General features: G+C 48.7%; 12 protein-coding genes and 1 pseudogene. 4 read left to right on the top strand and 9 right to left on the bottom strand.

All coding sequences use genetic code 11. The features are described 5' to 3' along the window. Window positions 1-46: 46 nt before the first annotated feature. From H6F67_RS16735 to H6F67_RS16695, 9 genes are all read right to left on the bottom strand, one after another. The gene (locus H6F67_RS16735) at window positions 47-1,858 is read right to left on the bottom strand and encodes an ABC transporter ATP-binding protein (RefSeq protein ID WP_190767762.1); all 1,812 of its coding nucleotides are present in this window, start codon (window positions 1,856-1,858) and stop codon (window positions 47-49) included. A 15-nt stretch (window positions 1,859-1,873) separates the two neighbouring features. Further along, window positions 1,874-2,857, bottom strand: a complete 984-nt coding sequence (locus H6F67_RS16730) for a sucrase ferredoxin (protein ID WP_190767761.1) — start codon at window positions 2,855-2,857, stop codon at window positions 1,874-1,876. After that, window positions 2,854-3,792 carry an ABC transporter substrate-binding protein gene (locus H6F67_RS16725; RefSeq protein WP_190767760.1) on the bottom strand — a complete coding sequence of 313 codons (939 nt, stop codon included), beginning with the start codon at window positions 3,790-3,792 and terminating at the stop codon, window positions 2,854-2,856. The genes H6F67_RS16730 and H6F67_RS16725 overlap by 4 nt, the downstream gene beginning before the upstream one ends. Before the next feature lie 134 nt (window positions 3,793-3,926). Then, window positions 3,927-6,419: a TonB-dependent siderophore receptor gene (locus H6F67_RS16720; protein WP_190767759.1), complete on the bottom strand. Its 2,493-nt coding sequence runs from the start codon at window positions 6,417-6,419 to the stop codon at window positions 3,927-3,929. A gap of 98 nt (window positions 6,420-6,517) precedes the next feature. After that, entirely contained in the window at window positions 6,518-7,504 is a 987-nt protein-coding gene (locus H6F67_RS16715; RefSeq protein WP_190767758.1) for a helix-turn-helix transcriptional regulator, read from the bottom strand. A 182-nt stretch (window positions 7,505-7,686) separates the two neighbouring features. Continuing rightward, window positions 7,687-8,751: an ABC transporter substrate-binding protein gene (locus tag H6F67_RS16710; RefSeq protein ID WP_199304471.1), complete on the bottom strand. Its 1,065-nt coding sequence runs from the start codon at window positions 8,749-8,751 to the stop codon at window positions 7,687-7,689. Between the two features lie 52 nt (window positions 8,752-8,803). Further along, on the bottom strand, window positions 8,804-11,383 hold the full coding sequence (locus H6F67_RS16705) for a TonB-dependent receptor domain-containing protein (RefSeq protein WP_190767757.1): 2,580 nt from the start codon (window positions 11,381-11,383) through the stop codon (window positions 8,804-8,806). A gap of 123 nt (window positions 11,384-11,506) precedes the next feature. Next, window positions 11,507-12,448 (bottom strand): AraC family transcriptional regulator, encoded by a 942-nt coding sequence (locus H6F67_RS28370; protein ID WP_199304470.1) that lies wholly within the window; start codon window positions 12,446-12,448, stop codon window positions 11,507-11,509. 44 nt (window positions 12,449-12,492) lie between these two features. Next, window positions 12,493-14,268: an ABC transporter ATP-binding protein gene (locus H6F67_RS16695; protein ID WP_190767756.1), complete on the bottom strand. Its 1,776-nt coding sequence runs from the start codon at window positions 14,266-14,268 to the stop codon at window positions 12,493-12,495. Between the two features lie 167 nt (window positions 14,269-14,435). Here H6F67_RS16695 and H6F67_RS16690 point away from each other — a divergent pair. From H6F67_RS16690 to H6F67_RS16675, 4 genes and pseudogenes are all read left to right on the top strand, one after another. After that, a pseudogene (locus H6F67_RS16690) lies at window positions 14,436-14,741 on the top strand (Uma2 family endonuclease); the annotation flags it as partial. 87 nt (window positions 14,742-14,828) lie between these two features. Continuing rightward, on the top strand, window positions 14,829-15,800 hold the full coding sequence (locus tag H6F67_RS16685; protein ID WP_190767754.1) for an AraC family transcriptional regulator: 972 nt from the start codon (window positions 14,829-14,831) through the stop codon (window positions 15,798-15,800). Between the two features lie 147 nt (window positions 15,801-15,947). Further along, a complete protein-coding gene (locus H6F67_RS16680) occupies window positions 15,948-18,488 on the top strand; it encodes a TonB-dependent siderophore receptor (protein WP_190767753.1) in 2,541 nt (846 codons plus the stop codon). 74 nt (window positions 18,489-18,562) lie between these two features. Further along, window positions 18,563-19,504 carry an ABC transporter substrate-binding protein gene (locus tag H6F67_RS16675; protein WP_190767752.1) on the top strand — a complete coding sequence of 314 codons (942 nt, stop codon included), beginning with the start codon at window positions 18,563-18,565 and terminating at the stop codon, window positions 19,502-19,504. Window positions 19,505-19,695 lie beyond the last annotated feature (191 nt).

Below are 19,695 nucleotides of genomic sequence, written 5' to 3'. Positions count from 1 at the left end.
GTTTGAGATTGTCCAAATTCGATCGAAAAGAATGATTAAAATGAGTTCACCAAAATTGTCGTAGTTCCGGTTGAGTAATCAGTTGGACATAGCTGCCTGCTGCAATAACCTGACCGCGATCGAGAACGAGAATGCGATCGGCACGTTTCAAAATCGGGCGGCGATGGGAAACAACCAGGTAAGTCGGCTGCCAGTGCGATCGCTTTGCCACATCAAACAATCGTGCCCACAGCTTCAGTTCCGTCTGAATATCAAGCGCACTGGATAAATCATCAAAAACGAGCAGTTCCGGCTGACGGACAAACATTCGAGCCGCTGCCGCCCGCTGCAACTGTCCGCCCGACAAGCGCATTCCTTTTGCCCCCACGATCGTCTGCAAGCCTTTTGGCATTGCGGCGACATCGGCTTCAAATACGGCCAGATCGATCGCTTCCGTCAGGGCATCATCCGGCCAGCCCAGCAGCAAATTTTGCAGTAAAGAATCGCTGAAAAGCTGCGGCGTTTGCGGCGTGTAGGCACTTTGCGGCGGCACAAAAAATTCCGCAGGGTTAGCAATGGGGCGATCGTTCCAATAGATCGCGCCCGATTCAAGCGGCAGCAGTCCCAGCAGGACGCGCAGCAGCGTTGTTTTCCCCGCGCCCACTCGTCCGGTGATGACCGTGAGACTGCCGCGATCGAGTTGCAAACTAACATTAGTAATGCCTTGCCCCGTTTTGGGATAGCGGTAGGTTAAGTTTTCGGCTCGCAGTTCGCTCAAGGGAATCCGGTCTTGCGGAGTTCGATCGGGCAAGCGGGGCGGCTGATCTCCTAAGGGTTGCAGGTAGAGCGGCTGGTGGGCGACGATCGCCAGCGCATCCGAGTCAGCGGGAACGAGTGCGGCCATGCGCTCAAAGGAAACTTCGGTTTGTTTGTAGAGCGCGATCGATTCGCCTAAAAAGGTGAGAAATGAAGTGATGAAGCCGAGGTAGTAGATGAACATCGCCAGTTCGCCGACGGTGAGCGTCGATCGCCCCGATCGCATCGCTTGAGCCGCCACCAGCAGAATCAAACTTGTCCCGAAGCTGACGAGATTTTGAAAGCTGGAGTCGAGCAGAGCCGTGAGCAGGCGATCGCGAATCATCACGCGCCGCCGCTGGTCGTTGATCTGCCGAAAGTGCGCCAAAACGTGATCTTCGGCTCCCGCCACTTTGATCGCCTGCACCGAGTTAAACATTTCGCCCGCCATGCCCGTCACCTGTTCGGTGGCGTGACGACTGGCACGACGATAGCGCTTGATTCGCGTTTGCACTTGCTGCACGAGGAGGACGATTACGGCAAGCGGAACGAAGACGAGCAGCGTAATTTGCGGATCGATCGCCAGCAAAATCACGAACGATCCCAGCGCAAACAATCCCGATCCGGCAATCTCAGACACGCCCGCCACCGCATCTTCAATTTGATCGACATCTTCCCGAAAATAGCTGATCGCCTCACCCGTCGAGACCGTGCGATTGCCCACTGCCAGCGGTGCGGCTCCGGGTCGGTGCAGCAATCGATCGAGCAAATTCCGCCTGACTAAAGCGCTAACGGTAAAACGGTGCTGTGTTTTGGTGAATCGCCCTGCCAAAATCACCGCAATATGCGCGATCGTTGCTATTAATAAGAGTGCGATCGCTTGCCCTGTAGACAGCCACGATTCCCCCGTCAGCGCGTCGAAAAATGCACCGATCAGCAAGCCATCGATCGCGGGAATGCCTTCGATCGCAACCCAAAACAGGCTATCGATGCTGTAAAGTTTGGGCGCGTAAAGGATTAGCTGCCAGAGCGATCGTGGCGTCCCGGAACGGTATCGCCAGCCTGGAATTTTGGCATCTGTCATTCGTGCATCCCCGATCTATGCAGAAGCATTGAAGCGGATAGACTCAACCAGCGTCAAGTTTCTAACGATATATTGCTCGACTCTAGAAGCAGATTCGCTGCTGCACGATCCCTTGAGATAAATAATTTTACTGTCATCTAGAACAACAGTTGCAGTGTAGGTTTGGCGAGCGCCCTCCGGCGTTTCAACGATTAATTCAACCTGGTTAAAACTCTCATCGTCGTTGTGTTCAAGAACGCGACCGTCGATCGCCCAATCAAACCATTTCCACCCTGCTTGAAACATTAGTTCGCGCTCAACAAACTGCACTGCCCAAGGCAATATTCCGCAGCCGCGATACAGATTTTGCAAAGACTGAAAATCCCCAGTTCTCGTCAAGATTGAGGTAAGCGAATCAGCATCAAGATAGCCGTAATACCGCACATCCGGAAAGGTAATTGCGGTGGGAGCCATGCGGTGTCCGCCGATGTGACTCGCCTGCCAAATGCGAACATCCAGCGATCGATCATTCACAATCTTAACCGCCTGACGATAAAGCGGATTGCCAAAGCGGGAACAGCAGCGATCGCGACTTCCATGCGTACAAATCAAAACATCTTTAGATGAGTTTTCGATCGAGGTTTTATCAATCGAACCGTTCATCAGGTAGTTTTTCACCAGTGGCGCAACTTCCTCAATACTAGCAAGCTCAAACTCCAGCTTCTTGAATGCAATTGCGGGTTCTGACTGCTTCTGAAAAATCAGCAGCCGCGTACAGTTTTCCTGCTTGAGTTCGCTATAGATGAACAAAAAGCGAGTGAGAAAGCGATCGTATTCCTCATCAACTTCTTCGATGAGTTCACGCAAATTATCGGGAACCGATCGCGATTCAATTTCATCAGCTTCCCAAGGCGGAGGACATTCGATCGCAATATAAATCTCATGATCGGAAGCAGTGCCAACAATATCAACACCAGATTCACGTGAGCTTTCTGCACAAAAAAATGGGTTTGTCGTCATACTTTGCTTTCCTGGCGATCGGTTAGAGGCAGTAGAAGCTGAAAAATTTGCTCAAGGATTAATTCATCTGTAATTGGACCGCGAATTTGACTGATCCAAAGATGCTGATCGACAAAAAATATGCGACCTGCTTGTGAACTGGGTAAGGAAGCGAGAAGCGGTTGGTCTTTCCATTTGGATCTGAGTTGCGCTTCTGGATTATAAAACTCTGGTGTCGTTCCCATCACAAAAATGAGATCGGCATTAATTTCAGGTAGAACTTCGATCGATAGCGAAACCCATTCACCAAAATTCGTTGTTGAAGTATTGACTAGCTCAAATCCGATCGCCTCTAATAGTCTTCCGGCTGAGGTTGGTCCAATGCTAATCGTACTCGTTAATGAATCCCAACTGGCTACCAAAACGTGAGGATAAGCAGCAACAACGGAAGCTAACTTGTTTCGTACCGTTGCTATTTTTTGAGGAAATTTTTCTAGAAGTTGCTGGGCTTCAGATTCTCGATTCACTGCTTTCGCAATTTCTTTAATATCGTTCTTCCAATGTTGCTCGCTATTTTCACCGATATCGCTAAATAGTAGCGTTGGAGCAATTTTTGAGTATCGATCATAATGGCCTTCATGCAGCCATCTTTCCCCCAAGATTAAATCTGGCTTTACTTGAAGAATCCTTTCGATCGATGGATTGCGACGATCGCCCAAATTCAGCGGCTTCGTTGTAATGCGATCGCCTAGATAAGGAATTTGCTCGGCTGGAAGGTTAAACTGTTCAAAGTCTAGCAGTCTGCTTTCGGCATAGGCGATCGGCTGAACACCCAAGGCCAAGATACTATCAAGAATATGCGGATCAAGCGCAACAATTCTTTGAGGTTGGCCGCATACCGTTGTTTCTCCCATTTCATGTTGAATCACGCGACAATCGCCGGAGCGATCGGCCATTGGGGTGATGGAAATGGAAGGCAATCGATCGCTACAGCCTCCCACCAAAAGGGAAGCAGCAATCCCTAAGATCAACTGAAAAATAATCCGTTTCCAGTGGATATTTCGATGCTGCTTACTCCTCATTCGTTGCCTTAAAACTGCCACCCTAGCGTGAATTGTACAGTAAAGGGAAAGCCCGCAAGCAAAGACAGATCATCGCTATTGAGCGGAGTTTCAAAGTACTCTACATCAAAGAGATTTCTGACATTTAGCGCAGCGCGAAAATCATTGCGGCGGTAGTACAGTGCAGCATCGGTACGAAGATAGTCAGGCAAGGTAAATGAGTTTTCCAAAGTTCCCTGTCGTTCACCCACATAGAACAACCCTAAACCAAATCCTAAGCCTTCTAAAGAACCCGATCGAATTTCATAAGTTGTCCACAAGCTAACAGCGTGTTCTGGAATTCCAGCCAGGGAATTTCCAACTTCAAACACATTGTCTTCAGTAATTTCAGCATCGGTATAGGCATAGCCGCCAATCACATTCCATCCCGGCAAAATTTCTCCTGTAACATTAAGCTCAACGCCTCGGCTGCGCTGTTCGCCCGTTTGAATTGAAAAACCGGGATTCTCTGGGTCATCAGTTAAGACATTGGTGCGGGTGATTTCATACAGCGCTAAAGTGGTGGATAGATCTTCTAACCAGTCTACCTTGACGCCAATTTCGTATTGAGTACCGCGAATCGGTTCAAACAGTTCGCGATCGAATGTTGTCCCCGCTGTCTGCTCAAAAGAGCGGCTGTAGCTGCCGTAAAGTGAAACCGTTTCACTGGGCTGATAAACAATGCCAAATCGAGGACTAAACGCTTCATCCTGCTGAAAATCGACATCACCCGCAAATTCTGCTTCCTGGCTGATGATGTCGAAGCGTCCGCCTAGCAGAACTCTTAAATTAGGCAGAAGCGTGATTTGATCTTGCAGGAAAATTCCCAAGCGATCGATCGTTTGAGCAAATGGATTTTCATCTCGCCGCGATTCGCCCACCGTTTCAGATCCATAAACCGGATCAAACAAATCTAGGGGAGCGATTTCAGCTTCTCCAAATGTGACTTCAAAAAAGTCAGTCGATAGATCAAATCCAAAGAGTAGCTGATGAGCGATGCTGCCTGTTTCAAAGTTGCCAACAACATTTGTATCAAGCAGGTAGACATTGCGATAAGCGTCGCTGAAGCCTGCGCTTCTGATTAATGTCCGATTATCTTCTAACAGTTCAATTCCAGAAACGACGTTTTCTTCAAACTGCTGAAAAGAAGCTCGAAATGAATTTTGCAACTGCCAATTCTCGCTGAAGCGGTGTTCAAAGTTGTAGCCAACTCGTCCAACTTGGCGATCGTTCTGGTCAAAAGAAGGTTCACCAATGTAGCGATCGCGAGGAATATCACCGTTGGGATTCTCAAAGATTGTGCCGATCGCCGGAAGCCCAAATCCATTCGGACTCCAGCCCGCAAAATACTGACCTTCAAAGGTAATTTGAGTATCATCACTCATCTGCCAGGTGAGAACAGGCGCAATGAAATATCGCTCGGATTCTGGTGCAAATCCTTCATTTCCAAGCTGAGAAGCAGAGGCACTGAAGCGATAAAGCAGCGTGTCATCGGCGTTGAGTGAACCCGTGAAATCGATCGATCCTTCATAGGTGTTGAAACTGCCGATGCTGCCTTCAATTTCGTAAGCAGATTCGCTTTGAGGCTGGCGGGTTACAAGGTTAATCGTTCCGCCGGGTGCGCCCGATCCAAACAGTGCGCCTGCTGGCCCTCTTAACACTTCAATGCGCTCAAGATTGACCAGGGCTGAACCTGTTGTTCCCAGGGTTGTATCGCGCAGTCCGTTCAGCGTAACATCCGTTTCAAAACCTCGACTGAAGAAGAAATCTTCGGAGACAAATTGAGGCGGATTGACGATCGTAATTCCTGGAACATTGCGAATCACCTCGGTGATGCTGCGGGGCTGCTGGTCTTCTAAAACCTGCTCAGGAATGACTTGAATTGAAAAGGGAATATCGCGCAGCGGCGTATCGGTTCGAGTGCCAACTTCAACATCAGGAACAAAGTAATCTTCGTCTTGTTCTCCGGTGACGACAACCTCGATCGAATCCTCAATTTCTCCAGTTGTTTCTGTTCCGATCGCAACGCTCAAAAGCAATCCTTGTTCTGCCGTTTCCACTTCTGCGATCGGCGGCGCATCGAGTCCTGTAATCGCGACTCGAATTCCATCTCTTCTGGGTGAAACGGTAATCAGCGCAATTCCTTCAGCCGGATTTTCTAACAGAAACTCGTCGCCTTCCGGTAATGCCAAAACTGCATTGGGAATGTCGGCAATCAGCGCGTTACCGATTACCGAAGTAGTTGGGGTGGCGATCGCGCCCTCAGTTTCCAGCAGCACTTCCAAGCCTGTCTCGGTCGCGTTGGCCTGTACCCCAATTACCGAAGCTGCGGACTGCGCCAGGTAAATTGATTCTTGGGCAAGCCACGCTTCCACTGTGGTTGCTGGGCGATTTTGGGCTTGAGCGGGCAAGACTGCGGCGATCGCACCTGCCAAGCTGATTAGAACTTTGTACCCCAACTGCCTGTAATTCACGTTGCTCACACCAAAATCGCTTGCTAGCTGCAAATCATTTTCAAATAGCTAGGGGAACTATAGAGTAGATGGGGCGATCGCGTCTGCTGTGAGGCGGAATTTTTTAGTCACCAGACGGAACGAGAAAATGCTTTCGGACTGATGCCGAATTCTTGCTTAAACGCTGCCGCAAAATTGCCCGGATGAGAATAGCCAACGGCACAGGCAACTTCAGCCACATTCATCTCGGTTTCTAATAGCAACTGCTGCGCTTTTGCGAGTCGCTGCTGTCGAATATAGCCAAACACAGTTGTCCCAAATGTTTGACGAAAGCCGCGCTTGAGTGTGCAGTCATTAAGTCCGACTAGACGAGCTAATTCCAGCAGCGAGGGCGGGTTTTCGAGTCGATTTGTAACTAGCTCTTTTGCTTGGCGAATTCGCTCAACATCCGAAGATTTGAGCCGATGAGTTGGCTGATTTTTGCTCGTATTCAGAAATTGTGCGGTTTGTAGAGCAATTAGTTCGAGGGCTTTTCCCTCCAGATAGATTTGCTGAATTGAACCTTGATAGGGGCAGTTGAGAATTTGCTGAAGCACAACTTCAACCGCAGGCGTGATCGACCCAACAGGCTGATACCAGTCTTCATTGACTGGCGCGATCGCCTCTCGTAGTTCCAGCGGAATTAATGCCAACTGATCATCCTCAAACACTTCCTGATCGCGAGTCGTCAGGTGCAGATCAATTTTTAGAATTCTGCTTTGAGATTGCCATTCCTGAAAGCTATCCTCAGTTTTCGTTTGACCAAATTGCAAAAAGCTACAGGAATTTGAATCGCCCTCATCCATTGAGCGATCAGCGAATAAATTGAAGCCAAACTCTAGCTCTAGTCCAGACGCACGAGACAAGCTTTCTTCGACTAGGGCATCTTGCAGCCAATAATCTCGAATTAATAAATTCAGCCCGTGCCGCAAATTGATCGATCGCTTGTATCCTCGACTATTTGTTTCAGTCGATGCAATCGCGAGTTCATAGCTACCCGATCGATCGTGATTTGTCCGATCGCAAGTTTCGCATTCAGCAGGCTGTAACTCTTTTTCTGAAAGAAGCAACGTCATGTTAAGAAGATATTCACGGCACTAGATGGAATATTTTCTCATTAATCTACTTGATTTGCTTAGGGCATCAAGAGGAATCGAAACAGATCATCGAGAATGACGTTAGCAGCGATCGGATTCCATCCAGCGATCCAAGCTTCGCTATCGACGGCGTAAACGCGATCACCCTGCACGGTTGGGGTTTAATTGGAGGGGGCAAGCAGTTTGAGAAGATCTTGAAGAATGAGTTCTTCTGCGATCGGTTCGCGCAGCGTCGTTAAATGAGCATCCATAAAGTACACTCGGCCTGCTTGAGAAACTTTTAGTGCATTTAAGACGGGAATTTGATTCCATTCTTGCTGCCGCCGCTGCCAAGCAGAAGGATTTGCATTATCTGCTTCATCCCAAGAGATAACAATGATTGAATCCGTATCAATTTTAGAGAGCCTTTCAACAGAAATTGGAGCATCGAAACTGTCAACTCGAACCAGTTGAAACCCCAATTTTTCGATCAGTGTCGAGTATAAATCTGGCTCTTGACCAAACATATAAAAACCAGCCGCCAAACTGCCAGAACTTAACAGCAGCATTCGAGGATGAATTGCAACAACGGGTGATAATGCTTGTCGAGCATTGATAATCCGCTGTTCTTGAGCCGCGAGAATGAACGACACTCGATCTTGGCGATCGATCGCTTTTGCAATTCCCTCGATACTGCGTCGCCAACCGCCCACTGGTTGATCTTCAAAGAGGGCAGTTGGAGCAATTTTCGAGAGCAGATCATATTGACCTTGAGACCCCTGCCAAGCTTCGCCCAAAATTAAATTGGGCTTCAAAAAAGCAAGCGTTTCTAAAGCTGGACTATGGCGATCGCCTAAGTTAATTGGCTGCTTGGTCATACGGCTACCCAAATAGCGAATTTGTTTTGCTGGCTGATCAAATCGACGCTGATTAAGTACAGAAACATCGGCATAAGCATCAGGCTCAACGCCAAGCGCCAACATTATATCCAGGACATGAGGACTAAGAGCGGCGATCGATTGGAGTGGTTTGCAGAGGTGAGTTTGTCCTACATCATGTTCAATAATTCGACAGTTTTGAGCGGATTGCTCTAGTTTGGGTGAGTGAAGTTCTCCACAGGCTGCAATCTGCAAGAGCATCAAAATCGCAAGAAAGCTAAGCTGCACAATGCGATCGATCGATCGCGTCTTTGGCAATCGATCGAAATGACGGCGAAGCTTACAAATCGACTGAAGCAAAACTTTCAAAATTTAACAGCCTGCGTTTTCATAGAACCTTTCTCGATTTTTTTGCTGAAAATTAGAACGAAATTCGATAGGTCAAACTGACAGTTCTACCTTGACCGGGACGATTAAGGCTGTCAGCAAATGGCGAAAGATACTGAGAGAAAACTGGGAAGTATTCTTCATTCAAGAGATTCTGAATGCCGATCAGAAGTTCTCCTTCTCCAACCTGAATACTGCTTAAGAAATCTAAGGTGACGTAGCTCTCGATTGGTACGCCGTCCACTGCATCTTCAAAAGCTCGATCGCGGGAACCTGAAAAAAGAAGTTGAAGGCGATTTCGCCATCCGGAAAGCGTTTCATTCTCAACATAAGTTGTCAATTTGAATGGCGGAATCGTAATGCTGTTGAGGGCAAGATAATCGCCATCGCGGTCTTCATCATTTTCGCCTTCTAGCCAGATTGCCGTGCCACCCAAAGCCCATCCATTGCTCGGTTGCCAGTCGATCGCGGCTTCAATTCCATACACTCGCTGGGGAGCGCGAATTGTTCTCAATGGTCCTCTAGGCACGGCTGCAAAATCAGTTCCCAAAGCAGAATAGTTGTAGAATCCGGCGATCGATGCTTGCAGCGAATTCCAACTGCCGCGCACCCCAATTTCATAGTTATCTACCCGTTGAGGTTCGGTTAAATCTACGTCTGCTTCGACTGCAAATCCAGGAGGCGCAGACCGCAACACTCGACCAATATCTGGCAAAGAAAAGCCCTGCGAAAAACTTGCAAATGCGCTAATTTCGTCGGTAAATTCAAATACAACTCCAGCATTGAAAACAAACGCATCAGCATTAATTGTGCCGCCTTCAATGTCGTTGCCGTCAAAGGTTGTGTAGTCGTTGGTGCTGATGTTGAGATTGACATAGCGTGTGCCGCCGCTGAGAATGAGTCGATCGGAAAGTTCCCACTGAAGCTGAGCAAACAGGCCTAGATCGCTCAATGTGTAAGGTGGAACGAAATCAATTTCATCGATTTTGCGGAAAATTAAGCCGCCGCTTTCATCAAATTCTTCCGGGTCAAACAGATTGAATCGCTGTGAACTATTTTCGTTCACATAGTCAACACCCCAAAGCAAACTAACCGTGTCTTCTGAGTCCAAAGGCGTATCAATTTGTAAGCGACCACCCCACTGCTCAGTTTCGCCGGGAGACTGAGAAATCACGCCGAAAAACTCGCGATTGTCAGTTGGTCTACCACCGACAAAAGCATAGTTGCGGTAGTAAATTTGTCCCTGCACTTCGCTATTAAGCAAGTCATCATTGAGGTATTGCAGGGTCAAGTTTGTTGTTGTTAAAGACGCATCTTCTGGTGCGCCAATCACTCGTGATTCGTCAGGAATTAGGATTGCTCGCGCTTCTTGAATTCCTGGAAGCAAGTCGATCGCGGGATCGCTGAAAACATCAGTATCTTGAAGCTGACGAAAATGATTGAACGTGAACTGTAAGCGTTCTGCTTCACTCAAATCCAGACCCAATCGAATTAGCCCATTTAATTCTTCAGTATCAGCATTGACCAGATCGCTTGGAATTCGATCGCCCTCGGCATCAAAAAATGCACCCGTTGGAACATACGATAAGCTGCCCAACCAGTCAAAATTGCCTGTTGTTCCTGATAGCGAATAGCGCAGGTTATAGCCGAAACTGTCGCCCAGCAGAAAACTGTCACCTCCACCCGCAGCAGCGTTCACGCCCACCTCGATCGTGTTGGTCACGCCTGCTTCAGGGCGGCGCGTAATGATGTTAATTAAACCGCCTGTTGCCTGGCCGCCATAAACCGCATTGGGACCACGCAAAACTTCAATTCGCTCGATCGATTGCGGATCGATCGTTGTCAGTGCAGCAGGAATTGAGCCGAGGTTTGTATTTTGGGGAATGCCATCAATCAGAACGGAAAATTCACGTCCTCGCAGCGTTTGACCAAAAGTATTTGTGCGTCCGGTTGGCGCACTAAACCCTGGTAACAGTTGGGACAAAATATCACCAAAGTTGCGAGTTAAACGGCTTTGCTCATCAATTTCTTCACGAGTAATCACCGTCACCGATCGCGGCACATCTTGCAGTTCTTCTTCCGTCCGAGTTGCCGTTGTGATCACATTAATTGTGTTTTCTTCAGCGATCGCATCACCTTCAGATCCAGCAATCGCGCTAACAATAAGCTGCTGTGTGTTCGTGCTGATGTTCACTGTTGGCGGTGCATCCGATCCAGTGATGGCAATGCGGACTCGTCCCGGTAAGCCAATCACCTCCACAAAAGCAATTCCCTCTGTCGGTTCTACCTGTTCAAAAGGTTCAGCGATCGAAGCGTTGGGAATATCTGCAATCAGCGCATTTCCTAACACCTGAGTCGCGGGTATTGACAATTCGCCGCCTGCTGTTTCGAGAACGATTTCGACACCCGTTTCTGTTGGGTTAACTAAGACATTCGTAATCTCAATGACCGCTTGATTGGTAGATTCATCTTGCTGAATTTGGCTGACCCATTCCTCTACGGTGGTTGCAGGTTGATCCGCGCTGGATTGCGAACCTGTACCGGACGCGATCGCCGGAGCAGCCAGCGCTGAGAAAGCAACGCTCCAAACCAAAAACCGGAACTGAGTTAACATCACACCACACCTTCAGCAAACCGTTTAGTTGATAATCCTTAGCAAAAAGATTACAGGCTAGCGTTGGACTATTGGCGATCGCTTTGGCTCGCAAACGGATCTTTTTGCGCTGCTGAGGGATTTCTATCTGTAGGATTTCGGATTCACGCCAAACTGCTGCCGAAACGCTGCCGCAAACCGACTTTGATTCGCATATCCGACCGATCGCGCCACTTCTTTCACGTTGAGCCGACCTTCCGAAAGAAGCTGACTCGCTCGCTCCATCCGGTGCTGGCGCAGATAGCCAAATGCCGTTGTGCCAAACACTTCCCGAAAGCCAACTTTCAGCTTGTAGTCATTTAGCCCGACCTGTCTGGCGAGTTCGATTAACGAAGGAGGATTGTCAAGGCGATCGCTCAAAATATCTTTTGCCTGATGAATGCGATCGACGTCGTCTGGTTTTAATTTCGATTCGAGCTTGCGATCGGATAGCTGCTCCAACTTCAAGGCAATTAATTCCAAACAGCGACTTTCCAGATAAAGCTGTCGCGTAATTCCGACATAAGGACAGTTCAACAGTTGCTCTAGCGCAGTTCTCATCGCAGGCGTAATTGCGGCTACATCGCCGTATTCCAAACTGCGATCGTCTGCTAATAGCTGCTGAAGATCTTCAGGCAAACCATCTAAGCCCTGTGACGCGAAGCGGCAAAGCTGCTGAATTGAGTTTAAGTGAATATCTACCTGCAAAATTCGATCGCTTAAAAATTCTGCGATCGCTTCTCCGTCTTCGCTGAAGCCGCCGTATAAAAAGTTTTGACCTGACTGTCGATCGCAGCGATTTCCCAATAGCTGAAATCCAAACTCTAATCCGATTTCGCCTGCCTCTTCGCTGGAATACTCAACGAATAAATCTTCTGATAGCTCGTAATCATGAATCAAAAGCGTCATGTCTCGAAGCTGAATCCAGCGCTTATAGCCTCTTCCCACTTTGGTAGAGCAAACCCGCACTGATTCGATCGAAGAAGCTGCTGAACGATCGTCCTGCCACAGTTCCGCATAGTCCACACTTGAAAGGCAAATCGCCACAATCGTCTCCGCTCACGTTTCCTCTTAATGCAGATTATTCTCAGTTAGATGTCTCCACCCGTCAAGCCTAGCGGATCGATCGAACCTGCCTTGAGCAACTGAGCAAACCGCGACTGCGGATGCTTCGCCAGCGTAATGCGATCGCCAAACTCCACGCGCTGACCTGCTTCCAAGATCAAGATGCGATCGGCTCTTTGCACCGTTGAAAGGCGATGCGCGATGATGATGCCCGTGCGGTTGTGTAGCAGGCGATCGATCGCGCCTTCGACAAGCTTTTCAGTCAGCGGATCGAGCCGCGATGACGCCTCATCGAGAATCACCAAGCCCGGATTTTTTAGAAACACACGCACAAACGCCAACAATTGCGCCTGTCCTGCCGACAAGCCGCCATTGTCTGCGCCGAGTGGCGTGTCCAATCCCTGCGGCAGCGACTCCAGCCAGGGCAGCAGTTCCAGCCAAGCCAATGCCCGCAGAATTTCCGCATCGTGAATTTGCGGATTGAAGAAGGTCAAGTTGTTGCGAATCGTCGTTTGAAAAAGCTGTACGTCCTGCGTCACCAGTCCAATCTGCTGCGGTAGCTGGGCGATCGCCACTTGATCAATGTCAACGCCGCCCAAGCGCAAATGCCCCGATTCCACGTCGTACAGGCGCAACAGCAAGCGGGCGATCGTGGTTTTGCCGCTGCCCGTGCGTCCCAACAGCCCCAACACCTGACCCGCAGGCAGTTCAAACGACAGATCGCGCAGGCTGTAGAAGTTGGACTCGATCGCTTCGGGATAGCGAAACGAGATGCGATCGAACGTGACGGACAACGCGCCCGCAGGTAAGGTGCGATCGCCCCCCGCTGTCAACCGCGATCGCACGTTAAACAATTCCTGAATCCGGTGGATGCTCGCCTCGGCCTGCTGAAAATCTTCAAGCTGAGCGCGAATTTGCTCGATCGGGTCTTGCAGCAAACTGGTGTAGGAAAAAATTAGGTAAACCGTGCCGATCGAAATTTCCTGACGACTCCACAGATACGCCCCGATGCTCAGCGCGATCGCATTGCCAATCGCAAACAATCCCACCGTCGCACTCCACAGCAGCGTCCCGCCCCACCGCGCTCGATGAAACAAGGGGAGCCAGCGTTGCAGCAAATGATAGAAACGCCGCATCACATATTCGATCGCGCCATTTGCCCGTAAATCTTCGGTTGCGGCCAGATGTTCACTCAAAAAACCGAAGAAATTTGCGTTGATTTGCCGATATTCAATCCAAGAAGTAAGCGCGATCGATTGCAGTCGCAATAAGAGGGCGATCGCCAGCAGCGTAAAGGCAGTTAAGCCAAATCCGGCTCGCCAATCGGTGAACCACAACACGATTAAAATACCGAGCAGCAAAATTAAATTGCTAATCACATACAAAATAAATTCCGAAAAAAAGCGCGAGAGCGTATTCACATCGCCATCGACGCGCTCCACCAGTTCGCCCGATGTCGAGTTTTTGTGAAACGACAAATCAAGGCGCAAACAGTGATCGGCTAAATCTAATCGCAAAGCATTGGTTGCCGTCCAAGCGACCAGTTCACTGAAATAGGTTGCTGCTAGCGTTGTGCCCTGAGTGAGCAGGGCGATCGCCAAAAATAACAGCGCAGTTTGCAGCAATGTTTGAGTCGATTCCCCTGCGACTGCTGCATCAATAAAGTTTGCTAAAACTTGTGGATTGATCAACTGAAGCGCAATGCTGCCCAGTAAGGTTACTGCTAGCCAGAAGACACGCGATCGCTGAAAATGCAGATAGGTTGCAAAGAGCTTCCAATACTGACGCACCCGAATGTTCATTTATAAACTTTTCTGCCTGGTTAATTCATCAAGAAATGCTTTATTCCTCAGAACTTAAACCCAATTAGCGTAGCGTGAATGCAACGATTTTGAAAGATTAATTTGATTCCCAGCGGGATTTTTTTGATTCCTAAACGGAATCTTTTTCGGTTCATTCGCGATCGCCCGATGCGGCTTGGGTGAAACGAGACCGACTCAAAGCCTTACGGCCTGACCCCAACAAATTTCTGCCGCTGTGTCCTGATTTTGCGATCGAACTGCGCTCAGCTAGCGATGCACTGAAAGATGTGCAAGCCAAAATGCAGGAATATCTGGAAAACGGAATGCAGCTAGGCTGGCTGATCAATCTGCAAGACCAGCAGGTGGAAATTTATCGGAGCGATCGAACTGTTGAAGTTTTGCACTCTTCAACTGAAATTTCAGGCGAGGAAGTATTACCTGGATTTGTCTTAACGCTAAACGGAATTCTGTAAGCTCTTCTTCGCGCCAAATCCAAGTTATTGACAGCAATTCTCAAAAGCTTCAGAATCAAAGTTTACTGCTGTTAACACGAGGAAGCAATGGCGATCGCCCTTTCACATCACGACTACTGGGCACTGTTTGAGGAAAGTGCGGAGGATGAGCGAAATATTTCCGGCTTAAAAGATGAGATGATCTGGAACTATCCATCGCAATTGGGGCAGGGCTTTGTACGACAAATTCAATTGCGAGACGGGTTAGAATTGGCGATCGCTGACTATCAAGTGCATGACGACATCATCACGGCATTTCCTGATAGTGAGCATCCCTTAGAATATACGTTTCATCTGTCAGAACAGCAGCGCACTACATCCAACATTCCTTACTATCTTTACGGCAGTGGCACTTGTCCCGCCGAGCTTTGGAAACTAGCCTCTCAAGAGCGGAGTGCCTGGGTCAGCGTTCACATTCAGCCAGAAGTATTTCGATCGTTTGCGAGTCGTGAATCTGAAGCGATTCCTTTAGAATTTGAGCATTTAGTTAGAAACCCAAGTCAGGAATACTATGTTCGTTCGGGGCGATCGACCCCAGCAATGCAAGCTATCCTTCAGCAAATTTTGCACTGTCCCTATCAGGGATTTACGAAACGGATGTTTCTTGAAAGTAAAGTTTGGGAACTGATGGTGCTGCTGTTGGAAGATGAGACAGAAGCTCAGGGCAAGCGATCGCTTGTCAAATTGAATCGAGATGATGTCGATCGCATTTACCAGGCCAAAGCAATTCTGCTGCAAAACCTGAATAATCCACCGTCTTTGATGCAGCTTGCCCGACAGGTGGGACTGAATGAATGCACTCTCAAGCGTGGCTTTCGCGAAGTGTTCAACACCACCGTATTCGGCTGTTTGCGCCAGCACCGGATGGAGCAAGCAAAGCTGCTGCTGATGGAAGGACGCATGAACGTTCACGAAGCCGCGCAAGCAGTGGGGTACGCCAGCCAGAGCCGCTTTGCCGCCGTCTTCCGCAAATCGTTTGGCGTGAATCCCAAGGCGTTCTCAAAGCAAAATCAGCAGTAATTCCGATTTGGGCGCAAATTGTTCCGGTTCGGGCGCAAATTGAACGGCTGATTCCCGCTATCTTCTTGAGAAGGTTTCTCAGTGTAGAAATTTGGCTGTAGATGCAGCCGAACTTTTGCTTTCTCGCTTTTGATGGTGGTGTGAGTGATGAATCAGGTACGACGGTTGGCGTTTGTTGCGAGTGTGTTGTCTGTCCTGGCGGCTTTTCCTGCTCAAGCAGAAGGAATTGAGGAAGCGATTATCCCATCGATCGCACCTACGCCATCTGCCGAAATTCCCCGACTGAGCGAGCTTGAACAGCCTGCCGCCTCGATCGACGCTTGGGTGGCTCAGATTGCTCAATCGCTGGTGCAGGTGACGGGCGTTGAGGTGAATGTGACGGAAGCAGGGCTGGCGATCGCGCTGGAAACCAGCGAACCCTTGCAGACTCCTTCTACCTCTGTCGTCGGCAACGCTTTGATTGTGGATATCCCAAATGCGGTACTGACATTGGCGGACGGCGACCAGTTTGAAGCGGCGAATCCGGCTGAAGGCATTGCGCTGGTGAGCGTTACGGATTTGGTAGGAGACCGAGTGCGAGTGGCGATCACCGGAGTTGATGCACCGCCGACTGCCAGTTTCAACATCGATCGCGGCTTGGTGCTGGCCGTTACGCCCGGAACAGAAACGGCAGGAGCAGAGGAGGATGCAATCGAAGTCGTGGTGACGGGCACTCAGGAAGAAGGCTATGTTGTCGATAACGCCACAACCGCAACCCGAACGGATACGCCGCTGCGCGACATTCCCCAATCGATTTCGATTATTCCCCAGCAGGTGATTGAAGACCAGCAGATTCTTCGCAGTCGAGATGCGCTTCGCAACGTCAGCGGCGTGGGTGAGGGAAATGCGTTTGGTGGTTCACGCGAAAGCTATGTGATTCGCGGTTTCTTTACGATTGATACGTTACGCAACGGCTTTTTAGAGCGCGGCAACTTTCGGACGTTTCGAGAACTGGCAAACGTTGAGCGGATCGAAGTTCTTAGAGGGCCAGCATCCGTTCTGTTTGGCAATTTGGAACCGGGCGGTATCGTCAATTTTGTCACCGAGTTACCTTTAGAAAATCCGCAGTATGTGGTGGAATTGCAGGGAGGCAGTTTCAGCACAATTCGCCCTAGCATTGATTTCACAGGCCCGCTAAATGACGATCGCTCCTTGCGCTATCGCCTCAATGCTGTTTATGAGCGCTCGGATGACTTTCGTGACTTTGATCAGGGAATTGAACGACTGTTTATTGCTCCGGTTGTAAGCTGGGAAATTGGCGATCGCACCGATCTCATTTTGGAACTTGAATATCTGCGAGATGAGCGTCCGTTCGATCGCGGCATCATTGCCTTTGGTGATGGACTTGCAGATATTCCGTTCGATCGAATTTTGGGTGAACCTGATGATGTCACTAGCGTTGAAGAATTTAGTGCGGCTTTACGACTGAATCATCAACTCAGCGATGATTGGACGCTCCGAAATGGAGTGCGATTTTTTACGACCGACAATTCCTTCCAATTTGCTAGAGTCGGAGCGCTCAATGAAGCAACAGGTGAACTGACGCGATCGGACTGGAGCGACAACGAATCGACCTTCTGGAACTATTCGATTCAAAGTAGCATTCAAGGCGAATTTTCAACGGGATCGATCAATCACACGCTGCTCGTTGGGGTTGATTTGCTTCGCATCACCGATGCATTTGATAATCGCTCCTCCGCCACTCCACCACCACCGATTAACATTTTTGATCCAGAATATAGATTGGCCGATCGACCCGATCGCAGCGATCTCACCGAACGATTTGTCTTCCGAGATGAAATTGACAATATCGGATTTTATGTGCAAGATCAAATCGACCTTCTTGATAACTTAATCCTGCTTGTGGGTGGACGATTTGACATCATCGAGCAAGATTCAAGGTTTAATGGCGTTGATTCCAGTCAAACAGATGAGGCATTTACGCCGCGTGTGGGAATCGTCTATCAGCCGATCGAACCGCTATCACTATACGCAAGCTTCAGCCAATCTTTCACACCAAACTCCGGCACAACCGTAGACGGTGATTTGCTAGAACCCGAACGCGGAACGCAATTTGAAATTGGCGCAAGAGGCGAATTGTTTGACGGCAGAGTGATCGCAAATCTAGCCGCTTACGATCTAACCAAACGCAATATTGCCGTAACTGATCCCAACAATACTGACTTCAGCATTGCGATCGGTGAGCAGCGTAGCCGAGGCATCGAATTTGACGTGATTGGCGAGATTGCTTCCGGCTGGAACATCATTGCCTCCTATGCCCATACGGATGCTGAAGTCACTGATGATGGCGGCAGTTTATTAGAGGGAAATCGCCTCGCTGATGTTCCTCAAAATTCTGGTAGCCTGTGGACAAGCTATGAACTTCAAAGCGGCAATCTAGAAGGTTTAGGATTCGGAATCGGTCTATTTTTTGCCAGCGATCGCCCTGGAAACCTCGACAATAACTATGAAATTCCTGGCTATGTCCGCACAGACGCCAGCATTTTCTACCGCCGAAATAATTTTCGAGCCGCTATCAATATCAAGAATCTTTTTGATATTGATTACATTCAAAATGCAAGTTTTGGTAGAACTGCAAATCCTGGTACTCCCTTGACAATCTTGGGGTCAGTATCGATCGAGTTTTAGCCAGTACAGCGAGAAGATGAACTGAAAGCAGCATGATTCAAGTCCAGCATCTTAAAGCGATTATTCAACAAATCATGCTAGCAATGCTCACATTTCTACTGGTTGCATCCTGCGGCACGAATTCAATTCAGCCGAATCAAATCAGCGCCATCTATTCATCTTCTCCTGCATCAGAATGTCGGCTAATTCAGCACGCAATGGGGGAAACTTGTGTGCCGTTGAATCCCCAGCGCGTGATCACGATCGATCCTTTCTCGCTTGAAAATGTGTTCGCCCTTGGCATACAGCCTGTAGGCGTCGCAGTGTCTTCAGCCTGGTTAGAGGAACGAACTTTCTTGCGCGATCGCCTGTCTGGTGTCGAAATTGTAGGCAACCTAAACCAGCCCAACTTAGAAAAGGTTCTTTCCCTCAAACCCGACCTGATTTTAGGACTAGTTGAAGATGAAACAATTTATTCACAGTTAACGCGAATTGCACCTACTGTTTCGTTTGATTTTCAAAGTAGCGAACAGTGGAAAGAAATTTTGATGCACAATGCAATGTCTCTGGGTAAAACCGAGGTGGCAAATCAACTGATTGAAGCGTATGGCGATCGCCTAAAAAATTTCAAAGCTCAAATCAGCCTTCGCGAAAACTTCCGATTAATGACAGTCTCAGTGCTGCGCGTCACCAATGCTGGGGTTTCTCCTTATCTTTCAGACACTTTTTGTAGCAACATCTTACAAGATGCTGGACTCAACCTAATTTCTGAACCGGAAGATTGGCTTGTTTCACTGGAGCGGATCAGCGATTTAGATGCAGATGTAATTTTTGTTTGGTCTTATGGCTACCAAGCGGCGATCGCTCAAACAGCACAACCCATCTTGCAACTAATCAGAACTAATCCCCTATGGCAGCAGTTAAAAGCAGTTCAAAAAGAACAAATTTATGTTGTGCCGAGCTACTGGATTGGCAGCGGTATTCTATCTGCAAATGCCGTAATTGATGACCTGTTTGAACATCTCGTAAAAGGATAGTAACGCTCATGACGAAGCATATTTTATTTGTTTGTAAATCCTGTGATCCTGAATCACAAACCGAGGAACCCTATGATGACGTGAGTTCTGGATAAGGCAATTAAGCAAACTCCAGTTTGAGGGATGGCTTTTTGGGTTGGTGAGAGTAAGCAATCAAGCCGCACACCAGATTGACGCAGAAATTCATCGGG

Source organism: Microcoleus sp. FACHB-1515 (assembly GCF_014696105.1).
Taxonomy (GTDB): Bacteria; Cyanobacteriota; Cyanobacteriia; order Elainellales; family Elainellaceae; genus JAAUTJ01.
The sequence above is the reverse complement of the archived record's forward strand: the minus strand, read 5'-3'. Positions and strand labels throughout refer to the sequence as shown.